The organism is Saccharopolyspora spinosa NRRL 18395 (assembly GCF_000194155.1).
In the GTDB taxonomy this organism is placed as follows: Bacteria; Actinomycetota; Actinomycetes; order Mycobacteriales; family Pseudonocardiaceae; genus Saccharopolyspora; species Saccharopolyspora spinosa.
The window spans coordinates 328,411-345,697 of record NZ_GL877878.1; the positions used below are offsets into that span (position 1 = coordinate 328,411).

At 70.5% G+C, this 17,287-nt stretch carries 12 protein-coding genes and 3 pseudogenes; 11 read left to right on the forward strand and 4 right to left on the reverse strand.

Going from position 1 to position 17,287, the window contains the following annotated elements; genetic code table 11:
• The first annotated feature begins 77 nt into the window (after window positions 1–77).
• Window positions 78–2,315, forward strand: coding sequence for an ATP-dependent DNA helicase RecG (gene recG, locus SSPN_RS0101680; RefSeq protein WP_010305761.1), 2,238 nt, complete (start codon window positions 78–80; stop codon window positions 2,313–2,315).
• 169 nt (window positions 2,316–2,484) lie between these two features.
• Here recG and SSPN_RS0101685 read toward each other — a convergent pair whose 3' ends face one another.
• The gene (locus tag SSPN_RS0101685) at window positions 2,485–3,708 is read right to left on the reverse strand and encodes a cytochrome P450 family protein (RefSeq protein ID WP_044573188.1); all 1,224 of its coding nucleotides are present in this window, start codon (window positions 3,706–3,708) and stop codon (window positions 2,485–2,487) included.
• 319 nt (window positions 3,709–4,027) lie between these two features.
• Here SSPN_RS0101685 and SSPN_RS0101690 point away from each other — a divergent pair, with 319 nt between their 5' ends.
• Window positions 4,028–7,405 carry a pyruvate carboxylase gene (locus SSPN_RS0101690; RefSeq protein ID WP_010305766.1) on the forward strand — a complete coding sequence of 1,126 codons (3,378 nt, stop codon included), beginning with the start codon at window positions 4,028–4,030 and terminating at the stop codon, window positions 7,403–7,405.
• A gap of 224 nt (window positions 7,406–7,629) precedes the next feature.
• The gene (locus tag SSPN_RS42005) at window positions 7,630–8,274 is read left to right on the forward strand and encodes an Ldh family oxidoreductase (RefSeq protein ID WP_158309521.1); all 645 of its coding nucleotides are present in this window, start codon (window positions 7,630–7,632) and stop codon (window positions 8,272–8,274) included.
• A gap of 375 nt (window positions 8,275–8,649) precedes the next feature.
• Here the strand turns inward: SSPN_RS42005 and SSPN_RS61395 are convergent.
• The 3 genes and pseudogenes from SSPN_RS61395 to SSPN_RS0101720 all read right to left on the reverse strand — a co-directional run.
• Window positions 8,650–8,721 (reverse strand): annotated as a pseudogene (locus tag SSPN_RS61395) (hypothetical protein); the annotation flags it as partial.
• A gap of 97 nt (window positions 8,722–8,818) precedes the next feature.
• Window positions 8,819–9,139, reverse strand: a pseudogene (locus SSPN_RS61400) (thiamine pyrophosphate-dependent enzyme); the annotation flags it as partial.
• A gap of 340 nt (window positions 9,140–9,479) precedes the next feature.
• A complete protein-coding gene (locus SSPN_RS0101720; RefSeq protein WP_010305786.1) occupies window positions 9,480–11,540 on the reverse strand; it encodes a HelD family protein in 2,061 nt (686 codons plus the stop codon).
• Between the two features lie 382 nt (window positions 11,541–11,922).
• On the opposite strand from SSPN_RS0101720, the gene rsmD reads away from it, so the two are divergent.
• The 8 genes and pseudogenes from rsmD to mutM all read left to right on the forward strand — a co-directional run.
• Entirely contained in the window at window positions 11,923–12,483 is a 561-nt protein-coding gene (rsmD, locus tag SSPN_RS0101725; RefSeq protein ID WP_010305790.1) for a 16S rRNA (guanine(966)-N(2))-methyltransferase RsmD, read from the forward strand.
• Window positions 12,484–12,537: 54 nt separating this feature from the next.
• Window positions 12,538–13,020, forward strand: coding sequence for a pantetheine-phosphate adenylyltransferase (gene coaD, locus SSPN_RS0101730; RefSeq protein WP_010305792.1), 483 nt, complete (start codon window positions 12,538–12,540; stop codon window positions 13,018–13,020).
• 158 nt (window positions 13,021–13,178) lie between these two features.
• Window positions 13,179–13,604, forward strand: a complete 426-nt coding sequence (locus SSPN_RS0101735; protein WP_029534865.1) for a guanyl-specific ribonuclease — start codon at window positions 13,179–13,181, stop codon at window positions 13,602–13,604.
• Between the two features lie 197 nt (window positions 13,605–13,801).
• A complete protein-coding gene (locus SSPN_RS0101740) occupies window positions 13,802–14,536 on the forward strand; it encodes a DivIVA domain-containing protein (RefSeq protein WP_010305800.1) in 735 nt (244 codons plus the stop codon).
• 159 nt (window positions 14,537–14,695) lie between these two features.
• Window positions 14,696–15,268: a YceD family protein gene (locus SSPN_RS0101745; protein ID WP_010305803.1), complete on the forward strand. Its 573-nt coding sequence runs from the start codon at window positions 14,696–14,698 to the stop codon at window positions 15,266–15,268.
• 2 nt (window positions 15,269–15,270) lie between these two features.
• Complete coding sequence (gene rpmF, locus SSPN_RS0101750; protein WP_010305807.1) at window positions 15,271–15,453, forward strand: 50S ribosomal protein L32; 183 nt, start codon at window positions 15,271–15,273, stop codon at window positions 15,451–15,453.
• A gap of 14 nt (window positions 15,454–15,467) precedes the next feature.
• Window positions 15,468–16,217: a ribonuclease III gene (rnc, locus tag SSPN_RS0101755; RefSeq protein WP_010305811.1), complete on the forward strand. Its 750-nt coding sequence runs from the start codon at window positions 15,468–15,470 to the stop codon at window positions 16,215–16,217.
• A 79-nt stretch (window positions 16,218–16,296) separates the two neighbouring features.
• Window positions 16,297–17,166: pseudogene (mutM, locus tag SSPN_RS42010) on the forward strand (bifunctional DNA-formamidopyrimidine glycosylase/DNA-(apurinic or apyrimidinic site) lyase); the annotation flags it as partial.
• Window positions 17,167–17,287: the final 121 nt, after the last annotated feature.

Here is a 17,287-nt window from a genome sequence, read left to right on the forward strand (position 1 = left end):
GTCGGTGCGGTCCAGTAACTTGCGGGTGCCTGCCCGGCGGGACGACCGGTGACGATGCGCACGGCGGAGGACAAGCAGTGACCACATTGGACGCGAAGCTCGATCGGGTGCTCGGCGCCAAGTCCGGCAAGGCGCTCGATTCGGCGCTGGGCCTGGCCACCGTGGGAGATCTGCTGCGCCACTACCCGCGCCGCTACGCCGAGCGCGGCGAGCTGACCGCGATCGCCGGGCTGGAGATCGGCGAGCACGCCACCGTGCTGGCGCAGGTGGAGCGGGTCAGCAAGCGCACCATGAAGTCCCGCCGCGGCACCATCGTCGAGGCCCGCATCACCGATGGCCACCGCTCGCTGAGCTGCACGTTCTTCAACCAGGCTTGGCGGGAGCGGGAGCTGCTGCCGGGGCGGCGCGGCATGTTCGCGGGCAAGGTCACCGCCTACCGCAAGCAGCTGCAGCTGGCACACCCGGAGTACCAGCTCTTCGACGCGGAGAAGACCGATCTCGGCTCGGCGGCCGAAGAATTCGCCGCCGCGCTGATCCCGGTCTACCCGGCCGCGCAGGGCTTGCCGTCGTGGTCCATCGCGCAATGCGTGAGCCAGGTGCTGGACGTCTGGGACGGCACCGACGACCCGCTGCCGGTGGAGTTGCGCGACCGCATGCGGCTGGCGGACCTGGAATCGGCGCTGCGCAAGATCCACCGCCCGCAGAACTTCGGGGAGGTGGCGGTCGCGCAGAACCGGTTGAAGTGGGACGAGGCGCTGGCGGTGCAGCTGGCGCTGGCGCAGCTGCGCGTCGCGGCGAAGTCGCATCCGGCGCCGGTGTGCCGGCGGCGCGACGATGGCGTGCTGGCGGCGTTCGACCAGCGGATGCCGTTCGAGCTGACCAAGGGGCAGCGGGAGATCGGCGAGCAGATCGCCGTCGACCTGACCACCGAGCACCCGATGAACCGCCTGGTGCAGGGCGAGGTCGGCAGTGGCAAGACGGTGGTGGCGCTGCGCGGGATGCTGCAGGTGGTGGACTCCGGGCGGCAGGCGGCGATGCTCGCGCCGACCGAGGTGCTTGCCGCGCAGCACGCCCGCTCGCTGCGCGAACTGCTTGGCGACCTGGCGATGGCAGGTGAGCTCGGCGGCGCGGACGACGCCACCCGCGTCACGCTGCTGACCGGTTCGCTGAACGCGGCGCAGCGCAAGAAGGCCTTGCTGGAGGCGGCTTCCGGTGAGGCCGGGATCGTCGTCGGCACGCATGCGCTGATCCAGGACCGGGTGTCGTTCGCCGATCTCGGCCTGGTCGTGGTGGACGAACAGCACCGCTTCGGTGTCGAGCAGCGCGACGCGTTGCGGGCGCGCGGCGGGGACGAAGTGTCGCCGCACGTGCTCGTGATGACCGCGACGCCGATCCCGCGCACGGTGGCGATGACGGTCTACGGCGACCTGGAAACCTCGGCGCTGCGGGAACTTCCGCGTGGTCGCTCGCCGATCAGCACGAGCGTCGTTCCGGTGGCGGAGAAACCGGCTTGGCTGGACCGGGCCTGGGCGCGCATCCACGAGGAGGTCACGGCCGGGCACCAGGTCTACGTGGTGTGCCCGCGGATCGGCGACGACGAGGAGAACTCGGGCAAAGGCAAGAAGAAGGCCGCGAAGTCCGCTGTGGACGACAGCGACGGGGGCGGCGAGGAACCGCCGCCGGAGGAGGGCGAGGAGCGGCGGCCGCCGGTGGCGGTGCTCGACGTCGCGGAGCAGCTTGCCGCCGGGCCGCTCGCGGGCCTGCGGCTGGGCATTCTGCACGGCCGGCTGGCCGCGGACGACAAGGACGCGGTGATGCGCGCGTTCGCCGCCGGGGAGCTGGACGTGCTGGTCGCCACCACCGTCGTCGAGGTCGGCGTGAACGTGCCGAACGCGACCGTCATGGTGATCATGGACGCCGACCGGTTCGGCGTCAGCCAGCTGCACCAGCTGCGCGGCCGCGTCGGCCGGGGCAGCGCGCCGGGCCTTTGCCTGCTGGTCACCGAGGCGATGGCTGGCACCACCACGCGGGACCGGCTGGACGCGGTGGCCTCCACCACGGACGGTTTCGAGCTCGCCCGCCTGGACCTGGAGCTGCGCCGTGAGGGCGACATCCTCGGTGCGGCGCAGTCCGGCCGGAAGTCGGGCCTGAAGATGCTGTCGCTGCTGCGCGACGAGGACGTGATCGCCCAGGCCAGGGAGGAAGCCGACCGGGTGGTCGGCGAAGACCCCCAACTGCGGAAGCAGCCGGGCCTGGCCCGGATGGTCGCCGAAGTGGTCGATGCCGACCGCGCCGAGTACCTGGAGAAGAGCTAGGCCTGGTCAGGGGCCGTGAGCGTTTTCGGGGCTCTAGAAGCTGTTTCCAAGCTCGTTGTGCGTTGCGTGCGGGTGGCGGACGCTCAGACGCCGCCTGGTCTCGGGGATCCCCGGCTTGTGTACGCCGACCATACGCGGCGGGCCCTGACCAGATGAGTTCCTCCGCGGGCTAGGGCGTCAGGCGGACCGGTAGCTCCAGGTGGCCGTTGGAGATGAACGAGGCCAGCGGGCGCAGCCGGTTCGGGGCGACCGCGAGCGTCAGATCCGGGAAGCGGTCGAACAGCGCCGGTAGGGCGACCTCCGCTTCCAGCCGGGCCAGCGACGAGCCGAGGCAGAAATGGACGCCGTGGCCGAAGGCCAGGTGCTCCTTGTCCGGCCGGGTGATGTCGGAGCGGTCCGCGTCGTCGTGCCGGTCCGGGGCTCGCCCGGCCGCTGCGTATGCCGCCAGGATCGGCTCACCCCGGCGGATGGTCAGCCCGTCCAGCTCGATGTCCTCGATCGCGTAGCGCAGCGGCAGGTTCGCCACCGGTGCCTGCCAGCGCAGCGTCTCCTCGATCACGTCGTGCCAGGAACAGCGCCCGGTCAATACCAGGTCGAGCTGGTCGCGCTGGGTGAGCAGCGCCGCGATGGCGTGATCGAGGAGGTTGACGGTCGTTTCGTGACCGGCCCCAAGCAGCAGGAAGATCATGTTGATCAGTTCGGCCTCGCTGAGCCGCGAGTCGTTCTCGTCCCGGGCCACCAGCATGGCGCTGACGAGGTCGTCCCCGGGTTCCCGGCTCTTCGCCGCGACTAGCCCGGCGAAGAGCTCCTGCGCCTCGCCCATGCTCGCGGCCATCTCGCCCGGTTCGGTGGTGGTGTCGAAGGTGATGTCGACGATCTGCCGCAGCCGCGTGCGGGACCCGTCGTCTGGGAAGCCGACCAGTCGGCAGATCACCTCGATCGGCAGCGGGTGGGCGAACCGTTCGCGGAGGTCGACCGGCGCCCCGCCCGCGTCCGAGGCGAGGTCGTCGAGCAGCGCGGTGACGATTTGCTCGATTTCTGGCCGCAGCGCCGCGATGCGGCGTGCCGTGAACGTGCCGGAGACCAGCGAACGCAGCCGCCGGTGGTCTTGGCCGTAGGCGGTGCCCATGCTGGCCACCGCCACCCAGGTAACCAGCGGCCAGTCGGGCGGGATCTCGCCGGCGATCCACGCGGGCCAGTGTTGGCGCGGGTCCTTGGAAACCCGCTGATCGGTCAGCAGGCGGCGCAGCAACCCGGGGTCGGTCACGGCCCAGGCCGTGACCTGTCCGGGCAGGTCGATCGGGGTGGCGGGCCCGCGCTCCCGGAGGACGGCGCCCTCGGCCTGGATGTCGGTGGCGTCGGGGTCTAGGACGTGGGGATGTCGGAGTGGCATCAGAGGCTCCCCCAGTGCGAGCGTCGCGGTAGGGCTTGCGGTGTCGTCCACGATCTTGCGGCTCTTCGGCGGGCAGTCCAGCCGCCGGTCGGGCGCCGACGTTGGGGCATACGCCATGCCTGGACGAGAATAATAAATTGAAAATTCCACAAAGGCGAAATTGGATGGTTTTTCTTTTGGTCCAGACCGTATTTCGAATCTTCGTTTGAGCAGGTCATCAAGGCATCGAGGTGTCCATCACCTGAGAGGTCCTCCCGGAAGAGGGAATTTTCGCGGTACTGTGCTCACACCGACCGACACCTGTCCAGGAGGAGCCGGCATGTTCCGCAAGGTCCTCGTCGCGAACCGCGGCGAGATTGCGATCCGCGCGTTCCGCGCCGCGTACGAGCTGGGTGCGGGCACGGTCGCGGTGTTCCCGCACGAAGACCGCAACTCGTTGCACCGCCTGAAAGCGGACGAGTCGTATGAGATCGGTGAAGCTGGTCATCCGGTCCGCGCTTACCTGTCCGTCGAAGAGATCATCAAGGCCGCGCGCCAGGCTGGCGCGGACGCGATCTACCCCGGTTACGGGTTCCTCTCCGAGAACCCCGAACTGGCGCGGGCCTGCCAGGAAGCCGGGATCACCTTCGTCGGCCCCAGCCACGAGATCCTGCAGATGACCGGGAACAAGGCGACCGCGGTCGCCGCCGCCCGCGAGGCCGGGGTTCCGGTGCTGGACTCCTCGGCTCCCTCCCGCGACGTCGACGAGCTGCTGGCCGCCGCCGAGAACATGACGTTCCCGGTGTTCGTGAAGGCCGTCGCCGGCGGTGGCGGGCGCGGCATGCGCCACGTCGACGCGGTGTCCGGGCTGCGCGAGGCGCTCGAAGCGGCGATGCGCGAGGCCGAATCGGCCTTCGGCGACCCGACGGTCTTCCTGGAGCAGGCGGTCATCAACCCGCGGCACATCGAGGTGCAGATCCTCGCCGATGCCGCGGGCAACGTGATCCACCTCTACGAGCGGGACTGCTCGGTGCAGCGCCGCCACCAGAAGGTCATCGAGATCGCCCCGGCGCCCAACCTCGACCCGCAGCTGCGGGAGCAGATCTGCGCCGACGCGGTCGCCTTCGCCCGCAAGATCGGCTACGTCAACGCGGGCACCGTGGAGTTCCTGGTCGACGAGCAGGGCCGCCACGTGTTCATCGAGATGAACCCGCGCATCCAGGTCGAGCACACGGTCACCGAAGAGGTCACCGACGCCGACCTGGTCCAGTCGCAGATGCGCATTGCCGCAGGTGAGACGCTCGAAGACCTCGGCATGACGCAGGACGCGATCCGGTTGCGCGGCGCCGCCCTGCAGTGCCGCATCACCACCGAGGACCCGGCCAACGGGTTCCGCCCGGACACCGGCATGATCAGCGCCTACCGCTCGCCGGGCGGCGCGGGCATCCGGCTCGACGGCGGCACCGCGTTCGCCGGCACCAGCGTCAGCGCCCACTTCGACTCGATGCTGGTGAAGCTCTCCTGCCGGGGCCGCGACTTCGCCACCGCCGTCGCGCGGGCCCGCCGCGCGGTAGCCGAGTTCCGGATCCGCGGCGTATCCACGAACATCCCGTTCCTGCAGGCCGTGCTGGACGACCCGGACTTCGCCGCGGGCAAGGTCACCACCTCGTTCATCAGCGAGCGGCCGCACCTGCTCACCGCCCGCCACTCCGCCGACCGCGGCACCCGGCTGCTGAACTACCTCGCCGACGTGACGGTCAACCGGCCCAACGGCAAGCGCCCAACCACCCCGGACCCGGCGTACAAGCTGCCGGCGATCGACCTGTCGGTCGCCCCGGCGGCCGGTTCGAAGCAGCGCCTCACCGAGCTCGGTCCGGAAGGTTTTGCCCGCTGGCTGCGGGAATCCAAGGCCGTCGGCGTCACCGACACCACCTTCCGGGACGCCCACCAGTCGCTGCTGGCGACCCGGGTGCGCACCAAGGACCTGCTCGCGGTCGCGCCGCACGTGGCGCGGATGACGCCGGAGCTGCTGTCCCTGGAGTGCTGGGGCGGCGCGACCTACGACGTGGCGCTGCGGTTCCTCGCCGAGGACCCGTGGGAGCGGTTGGCGAAGCTGCGCGAGGCGGTGCCCAACATCTGCCTGCAGATGCTGCTGCGCGGGCGCAACACGGTCGGCTACACGCCTTACCCGACCGAGGTGACCGAGCACTTCGTGCAGGAGGCCACCGGCACCGGAATCGACATCTTCCGCATCTTCGACGCGCTCAACGACGTCGAGCAGATGCGCCCGGCGATCGAGGCGGTACGGGCCACCGGCAAGTCGATCGCCGAGGTGGCGCTGTGCTACACGGCCGACCTGTCCAACCCGGACGAAAAGCTGTACACGCTCGATTACTACCTGCGACTGGCGGAGCAGATCGTCGACGCCGGTGCGCACGTGCTGGCCATCAAGGACATGGCCGGGCTGCTGCGCCCGCCGGCGGCGGCGAAGCTGGTTTCCGCGCTGCGCAAGGAATTCGACCTGCCGGTGCACCTGCACACCCATGACACGCCGGGCGGCCAGCTAGCCACCTACCTTGCGGCCGTCCAGTCCGGTGTGGACGCGGTGGACGCCGCGACGGCGTCGCTGGCCGGCACCACCTCGCAGCCCGCGCTGTCGTCGGTGGTCGCCGCCACCGACTACACCGAGCAGGCCACCGGGCTGGACCTGCAGGCGGTGTGCGACCTGGAGCCTTACTGGGAGTCGGTGCGCAAGGTCTACCAGCCCTTCGAGGCAGGGCTGGCCTCGCCGACCGGGCGCGTGTACAAGCACGAGATCCCCGGCGGCCAGCTGTCGAACCTGCGCACCCAGGCGGTCGCGCTCGGGCTGGGCGACAAGTTCGAGGAAATCGAGGCCATGTACGCCGCGGCCGACCGGATCCTCGGCCGGCTGGTCAAGGTGACCCCGTCGTCGAAGGTGGTCGGCGACCTGGCACTGCACCTGGTGGGCGCCGGGGTGGACCCGTCCGACTTCGAGGCCGACCCGCGCAAGTTCGACATCCCGGACTCGGTGATCGGGTTCCTGCAGGGCGAGCTCGGCGACCCGCCGGCGGGCTGGCCAGAGCCGTTCCGCACGCGGGCCCTGGAGGGCCGCACCGCGGTGCGCAAGGTCGCGGAACTGTCCGAAGAAGACCGGGCCGGGCTGGAGTCGGACCGCCGGGGCACCCTGAACCGGCTGATGTTCGCGAAGCCGACCAAGGAGTTCACCGAGCACCGCGAGGCGTTCGGCGACACTTCCCTGCTGCGCAGCAAGGACTTCTTCTACGGCCTGCGGCCGGGGGAGGAGTACTCGGTGGACCTGGAGCCGGGCGTGCGGCTGCTCATCGGGCTGGAGGCGATCAGCGAGCCCGACGAGCGCGGCATCCGCACCGTGATGGCGGTCCTGAACGGCCAGCTGCGGCCGATCCAGGTCCGGGACCGCTCGGTGGCCACGGACCTGCCGATCGCGGAGAAGGCCGACCGGTCCAACCCCGGCCACGTGCCCGCCCCGTTCGCGGGCGTGGTGACGCTGTCGGTCGCGGAGGGCGACGCGGTGGAGGCGGGCCAGACCATCGCCACCATCGAGGCGATGAAGATGGAGGCCGCGATCACCGCCCCGCAGGGCGGCCGCGTCAAGCGCCTGGCGATCGGAGCGGTCCAGCAGGTCGAAGGCGGAGACCTGATCATCGAACTCGGCTGACCGATCGCAACCCGACGCGGGCCGTCCCCTCTCAGGGGGTGGCCCGCGTTCGGGGTTTCAGGGGCGGAACGGGTTCTCGATCAGGAGGTTCCTGAACCGACCGTGGTGCGGGGAGAACGCGGCATCCGCGCTGGTGGCCGCCAAAGCCGGGATCGTTCACCCGGCCAGCGTGTTCGCCATGCGGCTGGCGATCGAGAAGGCGCGGGCGAGTTGGGGTCGGTGTGGTGTCGCTGGTCAATTCGCTCCACTTCGGGGCCGGCCGGGTACTACGCGGAGATGGCCGCCGTGCACGGCGTGGTCGGGCTGGTCACCAGCTCGGCGAACCTGTCCTGTGCGACGCCGACCGGCTCGGTGGTGCCCCGGCTGCCGACCAACCCGACGCGTTCGCCGCGCCCGCCCGGCGGAATCCGAACTTCCTGGCGGACATCGCCACCACTACGGTCGCGGTCAACAAGGTGAAGGTCTACGACTTCCACCGCAAGCCGCTGCCGAGCGGGTGGGTCGTGGACGGCGCCGGGCAGCCGGTGGAGGACGCGGCTAAGGCGCTCGGCCTGATCAAAAGCGGCGACGTCGGCGGCCTGACCCCGCTGGGCGGCACGTTGGAGATGTCCAACCACAAGGGACACGGGCTGAGCATGATGGCGCACATTCCTGGCGGCGACCCTCTGCGGCGGCGCGTTCCCGGCGATCCGGGAGCGCGACGATCCGGCGTCCCTACACAACATCGGGAACTATTCCTGTCGCTCGACCCGGCGGCGTTCCGGGCCACGGGCTCGTTCGAGGACGACCTCGACGACGCCATCGACGTCCTCCACGAAACCCCGCCGCTGGGCCCGGAAACCCGGTGCTGGTGGCCTGGGATCCGCTAGCGATGGCGCGGGCGCAACGCTCCCGCGACGGCATCCCGATGCCGGACGTCCTGCTGACCCGGCTGCGCGGTATCGCCGAGCAGACCGGCGTGGAGTTCGGCCTCACCTGACCACCCGGCTGGCGGGGTGGGGTGGATGGCCTGTTTGCGTCGTCTTTGGGTGTGAACGGTCCGTTCGCTCCTTTTGTTGTCGTTGAGCGGGAAGGAGTGAACGGCCTGTTCGCGCCTTTCGTGGATCCTGCTGTCCCGGCGAAGGTCAGGTCTCGAGGAAGTCGACGAGGCGGGTGTCGGCGGTGAGGACCTCCGCGTCGGTGCGGACGTCGATCAGGCTGGGGCGGTCTTCGGCGAGCGCGGCGTGGATCACCAGTTCCAGCTCTTCGCGGGCGCCGACGGTGAAGCCCGCCGCGCCGAGTCCGCGTGCCCAGCCCGCGAAATCGACCGCGCCGATCGAGACCGCCGATCGAGACCGCCGACATTGTGCGGCGGCTCTTCACCTGGTGCAAGGCGATCGTGCCGTACCGGCCGTTCTGGAAGACGATCACGACCACCGGCGCCTGGTGCCGGATGCCGGTTTCGATCTCCTGGCCGGTCATCAACGCACCGCCGTCGCCGACCATCGCGATCACGGTCCGCTCGAGCCGGGAGAGCTTGGCCGCGACGGCGGACGGCACCCCGTAACCCATCGCGCCGTTGCACGGTCCGAGTTGCGCGCGCGTATCGGTGAAGCACCAGTAGCGGTGCAGGAATCCGGAGAAGTTCCCGGCGTCGTTGGTCACCACCGCGTCCGCGGGCGCGAGCCGCCGCAGGGTTCGGATCACGTCGGTCGGGTGGACGCCCGGTCCGCTCCCGGTGTCCGGCGGGGTCATGAACTCCCGCACCGCTGCGTTGGCCACCGACCAGTCGTGCTGCCGCGCCGGGGCCACCGCGGGCAGCTCGCGCAACAGCTCGGCGACCCGGCCGCGGACCTGCACGATCTCCTGCCCCGGCAACGGGAACCGGAAACCTTGGCTGGTCACCTAAACCCACCGACCCAGTTGGCCACCATCGCGGCCAGGCCGGGGATCGCGCCGAAGCGGCCGAGCTCCAGCGGCGAGAAGCCCTGCTGGTTCACCAGGAAGTCCGGGTATCACGTGATGGTGCCGCCGGCCGACCACGCCGGTCGGCGGCACCCTTCACCCGGGACGAATTCCCCCGGTTGGGCTGGGATTACGGGGTTCTGAGGACCGTGAGGAGTTGGGTGGCCCGGCTAAGGGCGACGTAGAGGGCCCGGCGGCCGGTGCTGGATTCCGCAGCAAGGCCGTCCGGGTCGACGACCACCACGGCGTCGTACTCCATGCCCTTGGCCTCCAGGCTGCCGACCACGCGGAGCCGGTCGGAGCCGGCTTCCGAGCCGTCCACAGTGGATAGCCATTCGCGGACTTCGTCGCGGCGGGCCATCGTGGTGATCACGCCAACCGTGCCCTCGGCCGCCGCGACCAGCTCCGCTGCGGCGGTTCGCGTCTCCCGCGGCAGCTCGTCCGCGGACACCTCGCGCACCGCCGGGTCGATTCCGGTGGTGCGCACCGCGACCGGCAGGTCGTCGGCCGGTACCAGGTCGCGGACCGCATCGGCGGCGACGGCGAAGATCTCCGCCGAGTTCCGGTAGTTGGTGTGCAGCGTGAACCGGCGGTGCGTGCGCTGCTCGCTCAGGGCCTCCTCCCGCGCCGCCGCGGCCTCCGCCGGATCGGGCCACGACGACTGGACCGGGTCGCCTACGACCGTCCAGCTCGCGTGCCGCCCGCGGCGACCCACCATGCGCCACTGAATCGGCGAGAGGTCCTGCGCCTCGTCGATCACCACGTGCGCGTACTCGTCGTAGTTGACCGCGCGGCGCGACTGCTCCGCATCCGGGGCGGTGCGGCGCCGCTTCGGCGGCGGCCCGGCCAGCACCCGCAGTTCGTCGATCAGCGCGATGTCGGCGACCGTCCACTCGGTCACCTCGGTCCACGACTTGGCCAGCAGGTCGACCTCCTCGGCCGACAGCAACCGGCGGGCGGCGAGGGACAGCCGCGCCGGGTCGGACAGCCAGCGCAACACCTGCATCGGATACAGCGGCGGCCACCAGGCGACCAGGAACCGGTGGAACTCGATGCGGTCGCCGATCTCGGTGATCAACCGCTCGCGGTCCGGCTGGAAGTCTTCGTCGGCGGCCTGCTTCGCCTTCTGCCACAGGGCTTCCAGCAACGCGTCGGCCGCCCGCATCCGGGACCGGTTGGGCTGCCCGCCCTTGCCGTGCAGCGAGCGGCGGATCCGCCTCAGGTCGTCGGCCTGCAGCTTCAGCACCGTGCCCCGGTAGAACAGCTGCAGCTTCTCCGGCGCGTCCGGCGGCGGCAACCGCAGCGCCCGCCGGAGCACCTTCACCATCAGCGACGAGCCCTTGACCTCCGCCGTGCGCGGATCGTCGATCTTGGCCGTGCCGATCCCGTCCAGCACCTCGCCGAGCGCCCGGAGTTCGACGTTGTGCTCGCCCATCGACGGCAGCACGCGGGAGATGTAGGACATGAACACCGGCGACGGCCCTACCACCAGCACGCCGGGCCCGCCGAGCCGGCGCTGGTCGCGGTAGAGCAGGTAGGCGGCGCGGTGCAGCGCCACTGCGGTCTTGCCGGTGCCCGGCCCGCCGGTGATCTCGGTGACCCCGCCCTCGGGCGCCCGGATCGCGTCGTCCTGCTCCTTCTGGATGGTGGCGACGATGTTGCGCATCGAGTCGCCGCGCGACCGGGTCAGCGCCGCCATCAGCGCGCCGTCGCCGATCACCCGCATGTCCGCCGGCGCCCGGTCCGGGTCCAGCAGGTCGTCGGAGAGGTCGACGACCTCCTCGCGGGAGGAGCGGATCACCCGGCGGCGCACCACGTCCAGCGGCTGCTCGGGGGTGGCCTGGTAGAACGCCGCCGCCAGTGGGGCCCGCCAGTCAACCAGCAGGTTGTCGAACTGGGGGTCGCGGATGCCCAACCGGCCGATGTGCACGGCATCACCGTCGGCGAAGTCCAGACGGCCGAACACGAGTCCCTCGGACTCCGCGTTCAACGCCTGCAGCGTCCGGTTCGCGTGGTAGAGCATCACGTCGCGCTCGTTGAGCGCCTCGGGCGTGGCCTCCTGCCCGTACTCGTAGCTCTTGTCGCGCATCGCCTCGGCTTCGGCACGCAACTCGCCGAGCCGGGCGTAAACCCGATCGACGTGCTGCTGCTCGACCGCGATCTCGGCCTGCTTGATGGACGCTTCGGACACCGTGTCGTTCTCCCCGTCTGGCGCAGTGGGCAGACCAGTCAGCCTACGACCCGCTGCGATGCCGGTTTGCTGCTCCCAGGAGCTAAGAACCCGCATACCCAGGCGTAAACTCCCTTTTCATTAGGACTCGCCCTGCGTGGCGGTGCGGGTAGCGCAACCTCAGACGCCGCCCTGAGTCCGGGATCCCCGACTCAGGTATGTCCAAATACATAGCGCTGGGGCTGTCCTCGCCAGGCGGCGTCTGAGAACCCGCGGCGGTGCGAGTCGCGAGGGTGGGAAAAGAGGAAGCGGCTGACGCCGCTTCCGTGACGTTGCCCGGTGCGTGGGCGGACTTCGGGGCCCACGGAGCATCGGTCGGGAGGGCGTGCGCGACGATGGTCGGGTGACGCGGATCGTGGCCGGAAGCGTGGGCGGGCGGCGCATTGACGTGCCCCCGCGCGGCACCAGACCCACCTCGGAGCGGGTGCGGGAAGCCCTGTTCAGCGCGCTGGAATCGGTCATCGAGCTGACCGGCGCGCGGGTGCTTGACCTCTACGGCGGCTCCGGGGCGCTCGGCCTCGAAGCCCTGTCGCGCGGTGCGGGCCACGCCACCTTCGTCGAGTCCGACCGGCGCGCCGCCCAGCTGCTGCGCCGCAACGCCGCATCGCTCGGGTTCCGCGAGGTCCGGGTGGAGCAGGCGAAGGCCGAGACCCTGATCGGCACCCCGGCCGCGCAGCCCTTCGACGTGGTGCTGGCCGACCCGCCCTACGACCTCGCGCCGGAGCAGTTGCAGCGCGTGCTGGTCGGGCTGGTCCAGAACGGCTGGACCGCGCCGGGCAGCCTCGTGATCGTCGAGCGCGCGGTGCGCAGCGGCGAACCGGACTGGCCGCCGCCCCTCCAAGCGATGCGCACCAAGCGCTACGGGGACACCGCCGTGCACTGGGCCGTGCACGAGGAGCGGTGACCCGCGCCACGCGATCGTGGGTGCATCCGCGAACGGCTGCTAACGTGCCAGGTCATGAGGCGTGCCGTGTGTCCAGGCTCCTACGACCCGGTGACGAACGGTCATCTGGACATCATCGAGCGAGCGTCGAAGCTGTTCGACGAGGTCGTCGTCGCGGTGCTCATCAACAAGAACAAGAAGAGCCTCTTCACCGTCGAGGAGCGGCTGGAGATGCTGCGCGAGGTCACCGCTCAATGGCCCAACGTGCGCATCGACGCCTGGCACGGCCTGCTCGTGGACTACTGCAAGGCGCACGAAATCGGCGCGATCGTCAAGGGCCTGCGCGCGGTCAGCGACTTCGACTACGAGCTGCAGATGGCGCAGATGAACCAGCAGCTGTCCGGGGTCGAGACGATGTTCATGTCCACCAACCCGCTGTACAGCTTCCTGGCCAGCTCGCTGGTCAAGGAGGTCGCCACCTACGGCGGCGACGTGTCGAACCTGCTGCCGCCGAAGATCGAGCAGCGGCTCCGCGAACGGCTGGCCGAGCGCGGCTGAGCGGCACCGCTCCTGCACCCCCGAGTCGCGCGGCATCCGGGTCTTCCGCCGTGCTAAGCCGTTCGGGTTAGCACGTGTCCTTCGACCGTGCCCAATGACATTTCGGGTTCACGTCAGCTTCAGTGCGTGAACACGCCATCGACGTAGCGTGGCCGACCATGAAGCGGATCACGTCGAAGGCAGTGCAGATCCTGTTGGCCGGTCTGGTCACGGTCGTGGGCCTGGTCGGGTTCCAGGCGAGCGCCCTGTCCGCCGCGCCGACCGCGCCCGTCGCGCAGGCGCCGTGCGGGGACACCGCCGGCTTCCAGAAGGTCGACCTCTCCGCCCTGCCGAAGGAGGCGACCGACACGGTCAACCTGATCAAGCAGGGCGGCCCCTACCCGTACCCGCAGGACGGCCAGGTCTTCTCGAACCGGGAAGGCATCCTGCCGAAGTGCGACAGCGGGTACTACCACGAGTACACCGTCAAGACGCCTGGCAGCGACGACCGCGGCGCGCGCCGCTTCGTGGTCGGCAACGGCGGCGAGTACTTCTACACCGACGACCACTACGACAGCTTCCGGCTGACCAACATCAACGCGTAGTTCCGCGAGCCGTGCGCGTCCCGGGGTGCCCGGGGCGCGCACGAGTGCGTTGGGGGGGGCTTGACACGCGGACACTGGATTTCCCCCGCCGCGCTGCCCAGCGCGGGCAGACTGATAGCAGAACAACCCATGATCGGCGGCTGCGGGTGTTCTGACATGCTTGCCGCTGCGGCGGCTACGACGGCAGGGAGATCAACGTGTACCGGGTGTTCGAGGCGCTCGACGAGCTGGTCACGATCGTCGAAGAAGCGCGTGGCGTGCCCATGACGTCGGGGTGCGTGGTGCCCCGCGGCGACGTGCTGGAGCTGCTCGACGACGTGCGGGACGCGATCCCGCAGGAACTCGACGACGCCCAGGACGTGCTCGACCACCGCGACGAGGTGTTGTCCACCGCCGAGGCGCAGGCCGACAAGTCGGTCACGGATGCCCGCAACGGAGCCGACCGCACGCTTGCCGCGGCGCGAGCCGAGGCGGAGCAACTGCTCGCCGACGCCCGCGAGCAGGCCGACGAGCTGATGGCGGAGGCGCGGGCGCAGGCCGAGCAGGCGGTGACCGCCGGCCGCCGCGAGTACGAGGACTACGTCGGCCGCGCCCAGTCTGAGGCCGACCGCATGGTGCAGGCCGGCCGGGCCGCCTACGAGCAGTCGGTGCACGAGGGCAAGGCGGAACAGGCCCGGCTGGTGGCCGACACCGAGGTCGTGCAGTCGGCGAACACCGAGGCCAAGCGGATCGTCGACGAGGCCAACGACGACGCCGAGCGGCTGCGCAGCGAGTGCGACGTCTACGTCGACTCCCGCCTGGCCGACTTCGAAGACCTGCTCGGCCGCACGCTTCGCACCGTCGGCAAGGGGCGTCAGCAGCTGCGCAGCCCGATGGGCGCCCCGTTCGACTACGAGGAGTGGAACGCCGGCAACAACACCGGTGCCAACTGATCTTTTCCCGTCCTCCGCAGCGGATTCGCCGCGGAGGGGCTGGTGTCGCGGGCGGACCGCTGTCGCGTACCCTGGGAAAGCTGGCTGGGGATGATGCGCAGCTGTTCATCCACCAACGCCGCACCACCTGCCCTGTTGAATTGACCACCGAAACTTGTGATGTCTCAGAACCATGCAGCGCACACCGCGCACGTCGGCCCTTGGGTGATCGACACCCGGGAGATCGGCCACCGGGCCGGCAGCAGCCGCGCCTACACGCGCAGTGCCCCGGCACCGGCCGGGCTCGGGCTGGACATGATCAAGGTGCCCGAGGGCGAGCCGGTCGAGCTCGACCTGCTGGCCGAGTCGGTGGTGGAGGGCGTGCTGGTGTCGGGCACCGCCGCGGCCACCTTGGCCGGCGAGTGCGTCCGGTGCCTGGACCCGATCTCCGACGAGGTCGAGGTGGAGGTGCGGGAGCTGTTCGCCTACCCGGACAGCGCAACGGACGCCAGCACCGATGACGACGAGGTGGAGCGGGTCGTGGACGACCTGATCGACCTCGAACCGGTGGTGCGGGACGCGATGTTGCTGTCGCTGCCCTCGGCACCGTTCTGCTCGCCAGACTGCCCGGGGCTGTGCACCGGGTGCGGCGTGAAGTGGGCCGAACTCGCCCCCGATCACACGCATGAGATCATTGATCCTCGCTGGGCTGCACTGCAAGAGCGGCTCGGCGGGACCGAGGAGGAGAAGTAGTCGTGGCCGTCCCGAAGCGCAAGATGTCCCGGGCCAACACCCGTCACCGCCGGTCGCAGTGGAAGACCTCGGCTCCGACGCTGGTGCAGTGCTCCAACCGCGCATGCCGTGAGCAGAAGCTGCCGCACGTGGTCTGCCCGGCCTGCGGCCAGTACGACGGCCGCCAGGTCGTCCAGCCCGCCTGATCGGCGGCCGCGTAGTGGGGGGAAAGCAGTCACGGGCCCGGAAAGTCGATCGGGGTCCGCTGTCGGCAGCGCTCGGCGTCGAGCTCGACGCCGAGCTGCTCACCCTTGCCCTTACCCACCGCTCGTACGCCTACGAGAACGGCGGTCTGCCGCCGAACGAGCGGCTGGAGTTCCTCGGGGACGCGGTGCTCGGCCTGGTGATCACGGATCACCTGTACACCGAGCACCCGGACCTGCCCGAGGGGCAGCTCGCGAAGCTCCGCGCCAGCGTGGTCAACATGCATGCGCTGGCCGGCGTCGCCCGCAGGCTCGGTGAGGGCGGTCTGGGCGAGTACCTGCTGCTGGGCAGGGGCGAGGAGCTCACGGGGGGCCGGGACAAGGCGAGCATCCTCGCGGACGGTCTGGAAGCCGTGCTCGGCGCGGTTTACCTGGCGAAGGGCATCGGCGTCGCCCGCGATGTGGTCCACCGGCTGTTCCAGCCGCTGCTGGCCGAGGCGCCGCAGCGCGGTGCCGGGCTGGACTGGAAGACGAGCCTGCAGGAGCTGACCGCGTCGACCGGGCTCGGCGTGCCCGAGTACCGGGTCGAGGAGCAGGGGCCGGACCACCGCAAGGAGTTCAGCGCCTACGTGGCCGTCGGCGGTCAGACCTACGGTCGCGGCGACGGTCGCACCAAGAAGGAAGCCGAGCAGAAGGCCGCCGAGGCGGCCTGGCGGCAGCTCTCCGAGCAGCAGACCACCGAAGACGCCGAGACCCCCTCCGCGTAGCGCCGCCTGACGGGCCCGCGCGAGCGGGGAGGCGGGGGCCGCGCGCCGGGGTTCGGGGCGGGTGGTCGAAGATGTTTTCGTGCCTGAGTTGCCTGAGGTCGAGGTCGTCCGGCGTGGTGTCGCCGAGCATGCGGTCGGTCGAACGTTGTCCAGCGTCGAGGTCCTGCATCCGCGCGCGGTGCGTCGGCACGTGCCCGGTCCGGATGATTTCGCGGGTCGGCTCGCCGGGCGTTGCCTGAGCGCGGCGCGGCGGCGCGGCAAGTACCTGTGGCTGGAGCTCGGTGACGAGGCCGGTTCGCCCGATTCCGGCGGTGAAGCCCTGGTGGTGCACCTGGGGATGAGCGGCCAGCTGCTCGTGCAGCCCGGCGACGCCCGGGAAGAGAAGCACCTGCGGGTGCGGTTGCGGTTCGCCGACGGCGGGCCGGAGCTGCGGTTCGTCGACCAGCGAACCTTCGGCGGCCTGCACCTGGCCGATCTGGTCGAGGTGGACGGGATCGCGTTGCCGAAGCCGGTGGCGCACATCGCGCCCGACCCGCTGGAGCAGGTATTCGCGGTGGACGCGGTGGCCGCCCGGTTGCGGTCGCGGCGCACCGGGATCAAGCGGGCTTTGCTCGACCAGAGCCTGGTTTCCGGGGTCGGCAACATCTACGCGGACGAGGCGCTCTGGCGGGCCCAGCTGCACTGGGCGCGGCCCACGGCGACCTTGACGCGTCCCAAGATCCGCGAGCTGTTCGATGCCGTCACCGATGTCATGCAGGAGGCGTTGCAGGTCGGCGGCACCTCGTTCGACGCCTTGTACGTCAACGTGAATGGCGAGTCCGGTTACTTCGACCGCTCGTTGGCGGTGTACGGGCAGGCGGGGCGCCCGTGTCGGCGGTGCGGGGCCTCGGTGCGGCGCGACGCGTTCATGAACCGCCGAAGCCCCGCAACGCCCACCTCTGAGCACGTGGAACCGCGCTGGTCCACCCGCCGCCAGATCGCGGAGCTCAACCGGCGCGGGTTGGGGACAGTGCCGGCCGGGGCCCACCCCGGGTCATCTCGTGGCCCGAGGAACAGGCGCGGCAGGCACC

Bases quoted from the DNA above. Each gene is read 5' to 3' on its own strand.
- SSPN_RS0101745 (WP_010305803.1), top strand. From the start codon at position 14,696: ATGTCTCAGAACCATGCAGCGCACACCGCGCACGTCGGCCCTTGGGTG.
- coaD (WP_010305792.1), top strand. From the start codon at position 12,538: ATGAGGCGTGCCGTGTGTCCAGGCTCCTACGACCCGGTGACGAACGGT.
- SSPN_RS0101690 (WP_010305766.1), top strand. From the start codon at position 4,028: ATGTTCCGCAAGGTCCTCGTCGCGAACCGCGGCGAGATTGCGATCCGC.
- SSPN_RS0101735 (WP_029534865.1), top strand. From the start codon at position 13,179: ATGAAGCGGATCACGTCGAAGGCAGTGCAGATCCTGTTGGCCGGTCTG.
- SSPN_RS0101685 (WP_044573188.1), bottom strand. From the start codon at position 3,708: ATGCCACTCCGACATCCCCACGTCCTAGACCCCGACGCCACCGACATC.